The sequence below is a fragment of the Streptomyces sp. TBY4 genome (genome assembly GCF_024213195.1).
Lineage (GTDB): Bacteria > Actinomycetota > Actinomycetes > Streptomycetales > Streptomycetaceae > Streptomyces.
Window position 1 is genome coordinate 79,007 of sequence record NZ_JANAVF010000016.1, and the last position, 14,579, is coordinate 93,585.

At 72.1% G+C, this 14,579-nt stretch carries 8 protein-coding genes; 1 reads left to right on the forward strand and 7 read right to left on the reverse strand.

Annotated elements, in window-relative coordinates:
* The first annotated feature begins 40 nt into the window (after nt 1–40).
* Nucleotides 41–1,207 (forward strand): prephenate dehydrogenase, encoded by a 1,167-nt coding sequence (locus NLX94_RS30390; RefSeq protein ID WP_254386319.1) that lies wholly within the window; start codon nt 41–43, stop codon nt 1,205–1,207.
* Nucleotides 1,208–1,258: 51 nt separating this feature from the next.
* On the opposite strand, the gene NLX94_RS30395 is transcribed toward NLX94_RS30390, so the two are convergent.
* The 7 genes from NLX94_RS30395 to NLX94_RS30425 all read right to left on the reverse strand — a co-directional run bounded on the left by NLX94_RS30395 (nt 1,259) and on the right by NLX94_RS30425 (nt 14,529).
* Complete coding sequence (locus tag NLX94_RS30395; protein ID WP_254386320.1) at nt 1,259–1,813, reverse strand: winged helix-turn-helix domain-containing protein; 555 nt, start codon at nt 1,811–1,813, stop codon at nt 1,259–1,261.
* Between the two features lie 89 nt (nt 1,814–1,902).
* Entirely contained in the window at nt 1,903–3,003 is a 1,101-nt protein-coding gene (locus NLX94_RS30400; protein ID WP_302170751.1) for a methyltransferase, read from the reverse strand.
* A gap of 43 nt (nt 3,004–3,046) precedes the next feature.
* Nucleotides 3,047–3,244 (reverse strand): MbtH family protein, encoded by a 198-nt coding sequence (locus NLX94_RS30405; RefSeq protein ID WP_254386321.1) that lies wholly within the window; start codon nt 3,242–3,244, stop codon nt 3,047–3,049.
* A 20-nt stretch (nt 3,245–3,264) separates the two neighbouring features.
* Complete coding sequence (locus NLX94_RS30410; protein WP_254386322.1) at nt 3,265–5,640, reverse strand: M20/M25/M40 family metallo-hydrolase; 2,376 nt, start codon at nt 5,638–5,640, stop codon at nt 3,265–3,267.
* Nucleotides 5,637–6,734, reverse strand: a complete 1,098-nt coding sequence (locus NLX94_RS30415; RefSeq protein ID WP_254386323.1) for a hypothetical protein — start codon at nt 6,732–6,734, stop codon at nt 5,637–5,639. The genes NLX94_RS30410 and NLX94_RS30415 overlap by 4 nt, the downstream gene beginning before the upstream one ends.
* Nucleotides 6,731–11,185, reverse strand: a complete 4,455-nt coding sequence (locus NLX94_RS30420) for an amino acid adenylation domain-containing protein (protein ID WP_254386324.1) — start codon at nt 11,183–11,185, stop codon at nt 6,731–6,733. Before NLX94_RS30420 ends, NLX94_RS30415 begins: the two co-directional genes overlap by 4 nt.
* Nucleotides 11,182–14,529, reverse strand: a complete 3,348-nt coding sequence (locus NLX94_RS30425; protein ID WP_254386325.1) for an amino acid adenylation domain-containing protein — start codon at nt 14,527–14,529, stop codon at nt 11,182–11,184. Before NLX94_RS30425 ends, NLX94_RS30420 begins: the two co-directional genes overlap by 4 nt.
* Nucleotides 14,530–14,579 lie beyond the last annotated feature (50 nt).

Here is a 14,579-nt window from a genome sequence, read left to right on the forward strand (position 1 = left end):
ACAGCCCGACACCGCACGAGGACGACAAGAGGACGACACAGTGATCCATGCCAGTGAGCACACGGCCGGGACGGGCACGCTCGACACCGTCACGGTGATCGGCACCGGGCTGATCGGGACGTCCATAGGGCTCGCCCTCACCCGGCGCGGGGTCAGGGTCCATCTCCGCGACGTCCACGCGGAGTCGGTTCGGATCGCCGAGGCGATGGGGGCGGGCACCGCGCTCGCTCCCGCACGGCAGACGGACCTGGCGGTCATCGCCGTGCCACCGCACGGGGTGACCGCTGCCCTGGCCGACGCCCAGCGGCAGCGGATCGCCGTCCATTTCACGGACGTGGCCAGTGTGAAGGCCTCGCTGTCGGCGCCCGGAAGCGGAGCCGGAGCCGGCTGGGACACCTCCCGCTTCGTGGGAGGGCACCCGATAGCGGGCCGGGAGCACCCCGGTCCCGGCGCGGCCCGGGCCGACCTGTTCCACGGCAAGCCATGGATCCTCACGCCCACCGCGGACACCTCGCCGGCGACGACCGGGGCCGCACGCGAGATGGTCGGGATGTGCGGGGCCGACGCCGTCACGATGGACGCCGAGGCACACGACCGGGCCATCGCGATGACCTCCCATCTGCCACACCTGGTTGCCAGCCTGACCGCCCGCATGCTCCACTCGTACGACCAGCGGGCCCTCGGGCTGTCCGGCTCGGGGCTGCGGGACTTCACCCGGATCGCGGCCGGCGATCCGGACCTGTGGACCGACATCATCGGCTCCAACGCGGCCGCCCTGCTGGAGGCTTTGGAGAGCCTGCAGGGAGACCTGGAAATCACCCGGCGCGCGCTCGGCGTCCTCGCCGGGACCATGCAGGACGGGAGCGGCCGGGAAGCGGCCTACCGGGAGTTGCTGCGCCGACTCCTGGCGGAAGGCCGCTCGGGCCAGTCGCTGATCCCGCAGAAGTACGGTGCGCAGGGCCGCGTGTACGAGAAGCTGCGGGTGCCGCTCACAGACCGCGAGGGCGAACTCGCCCGGCTGCTGGCCGATGTGAGCAAGTGCGGCGTGAACGTCGAGGACCTGTGGATCGAGGAGTCCGCGGACTCCCCGACGGGCCTGGCCGTCCTGCTGATCGACGGCAAGGTGACGGAGGAACTGGCCCGGTGGCTGGAGAACCGGGGCCGGTCCGTGCTGCGGCAGACGCCGGCGGGTGCTGGGACGGTGTGAGCGCCGCCGGGACCAGTGCGGTCTTGAGGATGCCCGAGGGGGTGTCCGTCGTCAGCGGACGACGGACACCCCCTCGGGCGTCTGCGGGTGCTCCCTCGCGGTGTCGGATGTCAACTCCTGGAGGAGGTAGCCGCGGCCCCAAGCCGTGCTAATGCCGAGCCCCAGCGGCGCGATCCGCCGGCGTATCCGCATCATCTGCAGATCCAGGGCGTTGCGGGTGGTGTTCCGGGCACAGGCCAACAGATGGGCCAGTGATTCACGGGCCACCAGCGACCCGTAGTTACGCACGAGCTCGGCGACGATCGGGACCTCCGACGGCGCCAGCACCACGGAGGTGCTCCCGACGCGCAGGACGCCGTCGGGGTCAAGGACGGGAGCCCTATAGGCCGCGGCCCTGGCCTGCAGGGCCCTGACGCGGGCCATCAGGTCCTGGTGGCTGACCGGGGCCCGGACCCAGTCCTCCCGCAGGTCCGCCAGCAGGGGTGGCGGACCGTTCTCGACGAGCAGGATGCGCAGAGCTCCGAGCTTCCTGCACCCCTCCCGCTTGGCCGTCTCCAGCGGCCAGCGCACGATCTTCACCTTTTCCTTGTCCTGAATGGTTGGCATGAGGTCCTCCGCCGGGGTGCGGGGGCACGAACGGTGGCCCGGCCTCGCCTCCGAGGCGGGACCGGGCCACCGTTCGTGCCAGTTGACTGCTACTTGGTGGCGATGATCACGCCGTGCGGGGTCCAGCCCGGGAACGCGATCCGCTCGAAGGACTCGGCATCGAAGCCGGCATTCTTCAGGCACTCCTCGTAGGTCGCCCACGAGTAGATCATTCCGCCCTCGGCCGGCAGCGCGGCGAAGTAGACGCTGTCGAGCGCGGCCACGACCGGGCCGTCGCCCTCGTCGTTGGACATCGAGTTGAAGATGATGACCCGGCCGCCCTCGGGCAGCGCCTCGTAGGCCTTGCGCAGCAGGGCGGTGTTCTCCTCGGGCGTCCAGATGACGAGCTGGTGGGCGAACATCACCGTGTCGTAGCCGGCGGGGAACTCGTCGGCGTGCATGTCGCCCGGCTTGACCGTGATGCGGTCGCTGAGGCCGGCCTCAGCGATCTTCTTCTCGGTGAGCGGGGCCGTCGGCGGGATCTCCAGAATGCCGGCCTCGATGTGGGGGTTGGCCAGGGCCAGGGCGATCGAGTTGACGGCGTCGCCGCCGCCGCAGTCGAGCAGCTTGGAGGTGCCGGAGAGGTCCAGGATCTCGACGAGGTGCTGGTTCGCCAGCTCCGACCAGGAGCGCATGTACTTGTAGAAGACCTGCTCCATGTGCGGGTTCTCGCTGAGCCGGTGGTACAGGTCTCGGCCGGTGCCGCGGACGCGCCGCAGGCCGACGTTGCTGTTCGTGCGCAGGGACTCAGTGAAGTCGAGCTGGCCTTCGTAGACCACGTACTGCTCGAAGGCGACGGTGTCCTTGAAGCGCTGCCAGTCGTCCGTCTTGAGCAAGTCGGCGAGGACGGTGGCGAGGTGGTAGCGGCCGTCATTGACGGTCAGCGTGCCGAGCGAGGTGGCGCCCAGCAGCAGGATGTCGTTGGCGCGGACGGCGAGGCCCAGCTCGGCGCCGATCTCCTCGCGGGTCAGACCCGGCTTCTTCTCGATGAGCTCGAAGAGGTTGAGCTCGCAGGCCGCGTTGAGGTACTGGAAGGCGGCGTGACCGAAGAGGATCCAGGCCAGCCCGTCCATGTCGAGCGGGGCCTTGCCGGTGGGCGGGGCGCCGACGAGGCTCTGGACGGAGGTGGCGGCGTCGGGAGTGACGGTCATGAGGAAGTTCTCCTTGTATGCGTGATCAGGTTTCGGGTTCGGGTCATGCGGCCTGGGCGGGCGTGGGCCCGGACCAGACCGTCTCGATGTGCTCCAGGCAGGCGCTTCGCGGACCGGCGAAACCGGTTTCCCGCCAGCCGGCCGGTACGGCGCGGCCCTGGGGCCAGATGGAGTACTGGCCGCCGTCGTTCGCGACGACCGTGCAGGGGACGGAATCGTCCTCGCCGAGGAAAGTGGCCATGGCGACGCCTCCTCTCTTTGTCATACCGGCCCGTCCTGGGCCGGAAGGTGGACCGTCCGCACGACGAGCGAGGCATTGCCCCAGGTGTCGACGTCCAGAGCGGCCGCCTGATGGGTGTGGCCCGGGTTACCGTGGTCGGGATCGGCACCCGGAAGGTCCGCGGTGTCCCGCGGCAGACCGTCGACACGGTCGAGCACCCTCAACCGGGTACCGGACGACGGAAGTTCGATTTCGACCCGGATGCCCGAGTCGGGTACGGCGTGCAGCCACAGTTCCCAGCTCGCGTCCTCGCCGGGTGCCACCGCGTCGGGCGCGGACCACGGTCCGTCCTCGACCCGCCACCGGCGGACTCCGCCGCCGACTACCGCGAGAGACATCTGGCGGGCCCGGCGCGGCGAAGCCAGGTGGAGGCGCACCCGGCGCCGGCCGGCTTCACCGGAGCCATCCTCTTCGATGCGCACCTCGGGGGCGGGCAGGTCGAGGAGGGGGGCCGGGGCGTGCAGGAAATCCCGCTTCCAGCCCGGGAAGTGGTCCGGCAGGCGGCCGCAGTCGGGCTGCGGGCCGAGGGCTGCAGCGGTGCGCTCGCTGGTGAATTCGTCGCTGCTGATCCACAGCGCCTCACCCCGTTCGGGGTCGAGGAGGTGGCTGAGTGTGTCTGGTCGGGGCGTGTCCCGGCCGCGCCGCAGGTAGCGGCGGGCGGCGACGCCCGCGGCCAGAGCCAGGCCGGAGGCCGCAACCGCCCGGCGGGCGGGTCGGGGCAGCTCCGCGAGAGCCGGCGCGGCCAGTTCACCGCAGAGCTGGAGCGCGACGACCGCGGTTCCGGCCAGGCGCGGGGTGAGCCCCTTGAACAGGAGCCGCGACAGCGGGACGAGCAGCGCGGCGGCCGGGGCCGCGGCGGCCGCCGCGCCCAGGGCGTGCCGTGCGGTGCGGAGGCCGCCGGCGGGGTTCTCCGTACCCAGCAGCCACAATCCGGTACCCGCCCCGAGCCACGTCCACAGTGTCAGGTAGCTGGCGCCGGGCAGGGCCCCGGCCAGGGCCGTGGAGGCCGCTCCCAGGGTGACGCTCGCCGCGCCGGTGCGGGCTGCGGAAGCGGGGCCTCGGTCGCCGGGACCCACGAGCACCGCGGCACAGGCGATTCCGGCAACTGCAGCGAAGATGTCGCCCGAGCCGTGAAAGTCGCCGTGCCTGCGGAATTCGGGTGCCAGCTTGCCCATGACGGCGGTGAAGGCGGTGCCGGCCGCCGCTCCTGCGGCGATCCGGGCGGCGAGTAGGGCGCCGGTGCCGCCGAGCCTGCGACCCGTGAAGGTGCCGGTGCGCAGCGCGTGACGCATACCGCCCGCCCAGACCAAGCCGACCGCCGCGGTCAGCGGGAGCACGGCCTTGCCCGGGATGCGGACGAGCCTTCCACGGCCGAGGGGGAAGAAGACCGCGTCCTCCCCACCGAGTTCCGCGAGGTCGGCGGAGCCGAGCCGGCGGGCAAGCGCGAGGGCGAGTTCGCCGTGGTGCTGGAGGGCCGCCTGATCGACGTGCTCGATGTCGTCGAGAGGGCCGTGGTAGGCGGCGAAACCGCCGATGTGGGCGAAGTTGAGCCCCGGCAGGCCGTATTCCTTGCTCACGGCGAAGTCGGTGGCGTTGGGCATCCTGCGGTAGATCGCGTCGAACAGCGAGCTGGCGAAGACCGGGACGCCTGCCCGGGACAGCTCTTCCACCATGGGTCCGTTGCCCACTCCAGCCTCGAACATCAGCACCGGGCCCTCGGTTCCGCGAGCCTCGAAGTTGAGGGTGACGCCGACGGTGGCCGCGAGCGGGTGGCCGTCGAAGAAGGCGCGGGCGCCCAGGAGTCCGGCTTCCTCCCCGTCGGTAAAGACCACCAACAGGTCGTTGACCTGCCGGTGTCCCGCATCCCGGAGGGCGCGGACCGCTTCGAGTAGGGCGGCGACCGGAACGCCCGCGTCGCTGGCCCCGGGACCCTGAGAGACCGAATCGTAGTGCGTCATCAGCAGCACGGCCCGGCCCGGGACGGTGCCCGGGAGCCGCCCGATGACGTTGCGGACAACTCCGGCGGTCAGGTATCGCGGACCGTACGGGGTGGGCCCGACGTCGTGGCCCGCGACAGCTTCCTGCACTTCGACCTCGAAGCCCAGGTCCTTCAGTTCGGAGAGCAGGTACTGGCGCACGCGGTCGGCGGCCGGCGAGCCGACCGGGTGCGGCTCGGCGGCCACGGTACGGACGTGCCGCATGGCGCGTTCGGCCGAGAACTCCTCCGTGGGGGCGTCCCCAGTACGCGGCCGGGGGGATTTCAGCGAGGTGGCGGCGTACGCGGCGGCCGCCGCGGCGGCCGCCGCCGGCCCGTAGCGGGCCAGGCTTCTGCGCAGGGGGTGGGAACCGCGGGTCACGAGTGGTCTCCCTGGCTGGTGGCGGCGGGCTCCGGAAGCGAGCGCAGACGGATCTTGCGGAACTGCCCGATGACGCCGACGGCGGACCGGGACGAGCCCTGGGCGGCAAGCAGGCTCGGGGCCGCGTCACCGACGAAGTGCTCGCAGACGCCCATGTGGGAGGCGTAGGCCTCGTCGAGTGCGGCCCGGAACGCGGCGGACAGCTCGGGTCGATGCCCGGCGAGCCACTGCCACGCGCTCGTGGAGCGGGCCATCTCGGCGATGAGCGCCTCGTGGTCGCGCCAGTGCAGGCCGCTCATCTTGGGCGGGGCGACCGGCGGCATCAGGGTGGGCCGGATCTCCTCGTTGTACTGCTCCCGGTTGGCGTCCCCGGCGTAGATGAGGGCTCCCTGGCAACCGCGCATCAGGCCGACGGCCGCGGCCGCGGCGGCCTGGGCCGCGGGTAGGTCCTCGCGGTCGGCGCTGTCGCGCAGGCATGCCATGGCGAGAGCGCTGGCCTGGGCGAACACCATGAACACGTGGTGTCCGCGTACCCAGCGCCGCAGTGCGTCGCGGGGTACGGCCGGCGCGGCCTGGCCAACGGGCGGCACGGCCTTGGGGATGGGCTCGCTGTGCGGGTCTGCGAACCAGTCGAACAGTACGTCGAATCCGCCGAGGATCCGTTCCCAGGACGTGGCGTCGAGATCCGAGCCGCGCTCCTCGGCGACCTCCAGGAGGCCGATGAACGCGGCGAGGGCCGCGTCTACGAGGAGCGTGGTGACGGGGCCACGGGTGCGGACGATCCCGAAGGCGAGGTCATTGTCCCGGTTGGCCTCGGACTCGGCCGGGTCGTCGCCGACCGGCCCGAGGCCGGCCGGCTCCAGCAGGGCGTACGTCTGACGGGCCGCGGCCAGCAGCGCACGGAGGTCGGACCGGGCCGCCGGGCCGAGGCCGCGTGCTGCCTCGGCGGCACGGGCGGCGACCGCGCCGCGAACTCCGTCGGGGGTGGTGGGCAGTTCCTCGGGGCGACCCAGGACGAAGGGCACGGTTGCCACTTCGGCCACGTAGTCGGGCTGGCCTTCGGGGTGCGGGGGGAGGCCCGCAGAGCGCGTCATCGGGCGACCGCCGATCCGACGGGGTCGTCATGCTGAACATCAGCGGGTGCCGGCATGAACCCGGTGCGGACGAGGTAGTCCATGACGGCATGGGCGTCGGGCTCCGTGGTGGGCGGGCAGGCGATGTCGCTGCCGGCCAGCATGCGGAGGGTCTCGGCGCATTCGAGGGCGGGCTGGACCTCGTCAAGGTGCTTGGGGTCGAGGGCCCGGTGCGGCTCGGCCTCTGCGTCCTTGATCAGAGGGACGAGCGGGTAGAGGAGGTGGCCGGGGCCGACGCCGAGTGCCCGACGCCTGCCTTCCTCGAAGGGCACGATGTCGAACTCGTAGCCGTACCCCTTGATCCACTCGCAGAAGGTGAGCAGCGGGACCGGCTCCGGATTGAACAGGTGGTAGAACCCGTCGATCGCCTCGCGCTTGCCAGAGATGTGGACGATCGCGGAGGCCACATAGTCGACCGGCACAACGTCGAAGATGCGAGGGTAGTCGGGCAGGACCCGCATGGGCAGGAAGCCTCGGAGCGCGACCAGCAGGTAGTCGATGGTCTGCGTCGCCCCGTTCTTCGTGTGGCCGAGGATGAGTCCGGGGCGGAAGACGGTCACGGGGATGCCGCGGCGCCGGGCTTCGTCGACCACTTTCTCGGCGACCCACTTGCTCCCCGTGTAGCCGGCCGGGACGCCCACCGCGGAGTGCAGCGGTGCGTCGTTCTCCAGGAAGGGCCGGGGCATGTGCGTCGCGAGCAGGGTGTCGATGGTGGAGACGTGGTGGACGGCCTTGAGGCGCGTGGTACAGGCGAGTTCGAGCACCCGCTGGGTGCCCCCGACGTTGGCGGCCTTGAGCGCCGAGTAGGGGTAGACGAAGTTGACGAGCGCGCCGTTGTGGTAAATCACGTCAGTGGTGGCGGCCAGCTCGTCCCATTGCTCCTGGGTCAGGCCCAGGCGGGGTTCGGCAAGGTCGCCGACGACGGCACGGACCCGGTGGATCTGGTCGGCCACGTCGATCTCGTAGAGATCGAAGCCCTCCTTGAGGCGCTCCAGAGCGTGCTCCTCGTCGCGGGCACGGCACAGGCAGACCACTTCGGCGTCGGTTCGGCGCAGGAGCTGCTCGATGAGGTGCAGACCGAGGTAGCCGGTGGCTCCGGTGAGGAACACACGCCGAGGGTTCTCCCAGTCGGCTTCGGGCAGACCTTCGGGGCTGATCGACGGGTCGAGGGTGCCGTCGCCCTCCAGGGTCGCGGCATGCTTGCGGCCGAGGACGCCGGCGAGTCCCTCGCGGCGGTAGACCTCGATCGTCTCGGCGACGCCCGCGACGGTCGGCGTACGGAAGAACTCGTGCAGCGGGATCTCGATGTCGTGGCGGTTGCCGAGGAGGGTGGCGAGGCGGGCGAGGAGCACAGACGTGCCACCCAGGCCGAAGAAGTCGGCGTGGATGTCCACGGCCGGGACCCGCAGGACGGATGCGAAGGCCTCGCCGACGGAGCGTTCCAGCGCGTTGCGGGGTTCGGTCAGGCCGTCCGGGCCGGGGGCGGACGCGTCCGCGCGCTCAGCGAGGAGGGCGGCGACGGCTCGCCGGTCGGCCTTGCCGTTGGGGGTGCGGGGCAGTTCCCCGACGACGGTGAACCAATCAGGCAGCAGGTAGTCCGGGAGTTCGTCGGCGAGTGCGGCGCGGATCCCGTCGGGGGTCGGGACCTGCGCGGCGTCGGCGGGGACGAGGGCCGCGGCGAGACGGGCGGTCTCGGTGCCCGCGTCCAGAGCGACGACGGCGGCGTCCTTGACTCCGGGCACAGTCCTCAGTGCCGCTTCGACTTCGCCGAGCTCTACCCGGTGTCCGCGGATCTTGACCTGGTCGTCGACGCGGCCGAGGAACTGGACGGAGCCGTCGGGAAGACGTCGACCCAGGTCGCCGGTGCGGTAGAGGCGGCCGCCCTCGCCGTCGAACGGGTCGGGCAGGAAGCGGGCCGCGGTGAGCGCAGGGCGGTCGTGGTAGCCGTCGGCGACACCGGCACCGGTGACGACTATCTCCCCGGGCACACCGTCGGGCACGGGGCGCAGGTCGGCGTCGACAATGTGCACGCCGGCGTTGTGCACTGCGCGGCCGATCGGTACGGGAACCGTGCGGTCGCCGCGCGGCACCTGGTGCGCGGTGGCGTCGATGGTGGCCTCGGTCGGGCCGTACAGGTTGGCGATGTCCGCGGCCCAGGTGGACTCGATCCGGGCGAGGAGGGTGTCGGTGAGGGGTTCGGCCCCGCTGAGCACCAGGCGTATCCGGGTGCAGGCGCCGGCGTCGCGGTGGTCGAGCAGCAGGGAGATCAGCGAGGGGACACCGCCGAGGAGGGTCACCTGCCGGTCCCGCAAGGTCGCGATCATCCGGGCCGGGTCGCGCATCTCCTCCTCGTCGGCGAGGACGATCGAGGCGCCGGTCGCCAGAGGCCAGAACACGGCCCAGACCGACGGGTCGAAACTGAAGCTGTGGTTGTGCAGCACCCGGTCCTCGCCGGTCAGCTGCCAGTTGGCCTGCCGCCAGCCGATGTTGTTGACGACGCTGCGGTGGCGTACGACCACGCCCTTGGGGCGGCCGGTGGTGCCCGATGTGTATATGAGGTAGGCGGGTGCGTCGGCCGGGACTCGCTCGGGGCGGCGGGGGCCGTCGGATGCCGGCACGCCGGTGAGTTCGTCGAGCAGGAGGGTGGGGACTCCGAGACCGCCGTAGAGGTGGACCGAGCTGTCGGTGATCACCATCGAGGGGCGGGAGTCGGACAGCAGGTAGCGCACCCGTTCCTCGGGGTAGGCAGCGTCGACGGGAACGAAGGCGGCGCCGGCGGCCAGGACGCCGAGCAACGAGATGACGGTCGAAGAGCCCCGCCGCAGCCACACCGCCACACGGTCGCCGGGGCGCACTCCGCGGGCGGCCAGCTCGTCGGCCAGCCCCAGGGCCTGGGACCACAGTTGGGCATAGGTCAGTTCGTTCCCGCCCTGGCGCAGGGCCACCTCGTCGGGCCTGGCCGCAGCCTGCGCGGCAACGAGGTCCACGAGCGAAGGGGTTTCGGCTGCAGGTGTGGCGGTCTGCTCGCCCCGACCAGCCGCAACGGCGAGCTGGGCTCCGCCGTCACCGAGCAGGGACACGGTGGCCGTGGTGGCGTCGGCGGAATCACCGGACAGGAGCGTGCCGAGTACGGCGGCGAGCTGGCCGGCCAGTCCGCGTACCCGGTCCTCGGTGTAGAGGCGGATGTCGTAGTCAATCTGGGCGGTGACGACGCCGGGCTCCTGCCGGACGGTGACGTCGAGGTCGTACTCGGTGGCAGATATTCCGGTGGGTACAGGCCGCCCGGTGCCGGACACGCCGCTGAGCGGCAGGCGGGAGTCCACTGCCCGGACGACGGTCTGGAGGTACGGGGTGCGGCTGATGTCTCGGCGGGGCGGGGCCGCTTCGAGGAGGTGTGCGAAGGGGACATCCACCGCGGGCCGGCGCAGCTGGCGGCAGACGGCGGTGAGGAGTGCGGGCAACGGCAAGTCGGAGGCGTTGTCCACCCGGATCGGGCGCAGGGTGTCGAGGGGACCGGCGACCTGGCCCGGTCGGGCGCCGCGCGGCGTGCGGACACCGCAGACGGCGGCGCCGGTCGCCTGGGACCGCATCAGGACCACGAGCCAGGCGGCGGCCACGGCGGCTTCCCAGTCGGGTGCCGCAGCGGCGGGCGCGACGAGGTCGGCCGGCAGGGGCACCACGACGGAGGCCGTGGCGTTCTCCTTGATCGGCGGGCGCGTCCCGAAGGGCCGGACCTCGGTGGCGGCAGGCCGGGCGAGTTCCGTGCCCCAGTCGGCGACCCGGGCCGTGAGGCCGGGGTCGGCGAGCCGGGCCCGCTCGGCGTCGAGAACCTCCTCCAGGCCTTGCGAACCGGTACCCGGTCCGGCGGCCGGTGCGGCCTCGGCGGTGTCCCCGAGGAGCTCGGTGACCAGCAGATCCAGGGATGTCTCGTCGAGCACCAGGCGGTGGCCGGCCAGGACGAGTTCAGCGCTGCTGCCGTCGGCGGAGGTCAGCAGCAGGGCACGCAGCAGCGGTCCCTGCCCGAGGGAGAACTCCTCCTCCACCAAATGGCGGGCCAGGTCCTCCGTCCGCGAGGAGTGCGTGGACTCCAGGCCCGCGACGGTGCGCAAGGGCAGCTCGGCGAACGGGAGCAGCAACCGTACGGGGCGCCCGGCCACGTCGACGAACACGCTGCGCAGTGCCTCGTGGCGGGAGGCGAGGGACGCCAGCCGCAAGCGCAGCCGAGCGGTGTCCGGGGCGTCCTTCAGCCGGTATCGGCCGGAGACGACCGCCCAGGATCCGCCGGCGATGCCGCTGAGGAGCCACAGTCGGCGCTGCTCGGCGGAGAGCGGGGTGGCCGATTCCGCGCCGCGCTCGGCGAGTACGCGGTGGACGGCGTCGGTGAACGACTCCGTGGCATCGTGACGGGTCACTGCGAAACCTCCATGGTGACGGGGACGGAGCCGGGGGTGGCCGCATCCTGGCGCCGGACCGCGGGGAAGTCCCAGCTGTCGGCCGCCGTACGGTCCTCGGTCAGGGGCTCGGAGCTCTGCTCCGCGCGCCCGTCAGGGTTTTGGTGTGGTGTCGGTATCGGGTGGGGGGCGCCGCGCAGCTGCCCGACGGTCCCGGCGAGCCGGAAGATGGTCGGCTCCATGAAGAACTCGGCCACCGGTACCCGGGCTCCGAGCTCGCGTTCGATGCGTTGCAGCAGTTCAGCAGCGAGCATCGAATGGCCTCCGATGGCGAAGAAGTCATCGTGGATGCCGGTTTCGGGGAGGCTCAGCAAGTCGCACCAGATCGCGGCGACGGCCCGCTCCGCGTCGGTGGAGGGCGCGACTCGTTCGTTGCCGCCTTCCAGCCTGCGGCCGGTGTCCGCCAATGCCCGGCGGTCGGTCTTGCCGTTCGGGTTGAGCGGAACGGTGTCGATCTCGTACAGCTCGACCGGCACCATCGCGGCGGGCAGCACCTCGGCGAGGGCCTGCCGCAGCCGGACGACCTGGCCCGGCGTCTCCAGCGTGCCGTGGGCGGCGACGAGGTATCCGGCGATCCGCGCAGAGCCGCGCGGATCGAGCACGGTGGCGGCGGCGTCCCGGATGCCCGCCAGGCCCCGCAGCGCGCTTTCGATCTCGCCGAGTTCGATGCGGTGGCCGCGGACCTTGACCTGCTCGTCGGCACGGCCGACGAACTCCAGCAGGCCGTCGGGGCGCATCCGTACGACGTCCCCGGTGCGGTAGAGGCGCTCGCCGGGCAGGTAGGGGTCGGGGACGAACCGCTCGGCGGTGCGCACCTCGTCGCCGAGGTAGCCAAGGGCCACGCCGGGGCCGCCGATGAGCAGCTCCCCGCAGACTCCGGTCGGCACTGGGCGTAGGGAACGGTCGGCGACAATGACGCGAGTGCCGGGCAGGGGGCGTCCAATGGTGACGGGCTCCCCCGGGCGCACTGTGGCCGCGCAGGACCAGATGGTGGTCTCCGTCGGGCCGTACAGGTTGTGCACCTCGGCCGGGGTGCGGGCCAGCAGGTCGGCGAGGTCCGGCGGGAGCGCCTCGCCTCCGCACAGCAGGCGGAACCCTTCACGGGGCCGCCAGCCGGCGGACATCGCCAGGCGCCATACGGCCGGGGTGGCCTGGGCTGCGGTGAGGCCGGGGGCAGCGAGCCGGGCGGCGAGTTCGCCCGCGTCGCGTGGAGCGCAGGCCGGGGCGACGACGACCGCGCCTCCGGTGACAAGCGGGCCGAGCAGTTCCAGCAGCGAGATGTCGAACGCGGTCGTGGTCAGGGCGAGGAGCCGGTCCTCCGGGCCCAGCCGCAGCCGGCCCGTGAGGGCGTGCAGCAGGGAGGCCAGGTTGGCGTGGCTGACGGCGACGCCCTTGGGGCGGCCGGTGGAGCCGGACGTGAACATCAAGTAGGCGGGATCCTGCGGCCGCGTCTGCGGTTCTGTCCGCGTCTGCCCTGAAAGTACGCGGTCCGCCGGGGCGGCCGGCGCCTGCGCCAGGCCTTTGATCGGCAGCGCTCCACTCCGGTAGGCCTCGGGGAGCGCAGCGGGGTCGTCGCAGACGAGGACGGCGGGAGCGGACTGCTCCAGGATGAGTTCGCGACGCGCGAGCGGGGCGGCGGAGTCGACGGGCACGTACACCACGCCGGCCCGCCAGCAGGCGAGGAGGGCTACCACAGCGCCGGTACCGCGCTCGGTGTGCACCACCACGCGATCTCCGGGCCGAGCCCCGGCGGTGTGCAGGTGCGCGGCTGCGGTCTCGACCCGCGCCATGAGCGCCGCGTAGTCGAGGGACTCCTCGTCGTCGCGTACGGCCTCGGCACCGGGCCGGGTCCGGGCAAGCTCGCGGATCCGCGGCCACACCAGCGGCCAGGGCTGTTCCAGCGGGCCGCCCTCGATGCGGGCCTCCATCCCACCTCCCTCGCCCTCCTCAGTGAGGCCGCAGAGCGAGACCGGCACGTCGGCGTCGTGCAGCAGCCGGCGCAGGACCGTGAGCAACTGGTCGGCGAACCGCTCGGCGGTGCTCCGCTCGAAGAGCGCGCTGGCGTACTCGAGGAAGCCTCCGACCGTCCCGGCGCCGTCCTCGAAGAGGAAGAGGGAGAGGTCGACGCGGGCGTCGCCGCAGTCGACGTCGTCGACATCCACACGCAGGCCAGGGAGGTCCCAGCTACGCCGAACGTCCTGCTGGAGTCCGAACATCACCTGGAAGACGGGGTTGCGCTCGGGCATGCGGGGCGGCGCCAACAGTTCGACGAGTTCCCCGAAAGGAAGGTCCGCGTGGTCGAGAACGCCGGTGAGCCGGTCGTAGAGCTGCCTGACGAGCTCGCGGAGGGTGGGGTCGGCGCGCAGGTCGGCGCGGAGCGTGCAGGTGTTGGCAAGGTATCCGACGGTCCCGGCGAGGTCGGCGTGCGATCGGTTGGCGACCGGGAGACCGACGAGCAGGTCGTCGCTGCCGGCATTGCGGGCGAGGACGACGACGTAGGCGGCGAGCAGAGTGGTGAAGGGGGTCACCCCGTGGTCGGCGGACCAGTCGCGCAGCCGGTCCGCGAACTCCGCGTCCAGCTGTACGGGCACCCGTGATCCGGCATAGGACTGGAGCACCGGCCGACGGTGATCGGTCGGAAGGTCGAGCACTTGGGGAGCGCCGCGCAGGGCCTCGCTCCAGTGGTCTCGGGCGGCCTGGCGGCGCGCGGCCCACTCGGGGTCCGGGGTCTCCTCGCCACCGCTGCTCCACACCACGTAGTCGGCGAACTGCAGGGGCTGGTCGAGCTCGTCGGGTCCATCGCCCGCGTAGTACGCCAGCAGCTCACGCAGGATCACCTGGAGGGACAGCCCGTCGCAGACGGCGTGGTGCACGCAGAGGAAGAGGACGTGGTGCTCATCGGTGACCCGGGCCAGCAGGGTGCGCAGCAGCGGGGGCTGGGCAAGGTTCCAGCCGCGTTGCGCCTCCCGGCGGGCCAGCCGCTCCACTTCGCGGTCGAGAGCGGATGCGTCCGTGACGTGGCCGAGGTCAACGAGGGTCAGGGCAGGAGCGATGCCGGGTACGACCACCTGGGTGAGGACACCGTCGATCTGGCGGATCCCGGTGCGCAGCGCCTCGTGGCGATCGACGACGGCGCCGAGGGCGGCCTGGAGGGCCGTCGGCTCCAGGGCGCCGCGCAGGTCGACACGTACTGCGAGGCTGTAGGCCTTGCTGGCCGTCGCGTTCATCCGGTCCAGGAACCAGAGGCGCTCCTGGCCGGGGGAAGCGGGGAAGAGATAGGCGTCGGGTGGGATCCGGTCGCTCACGGGGACTCCAGGGCAATTCGTCGGGCGGGCGTCGCTGGGGACGTCGGCTG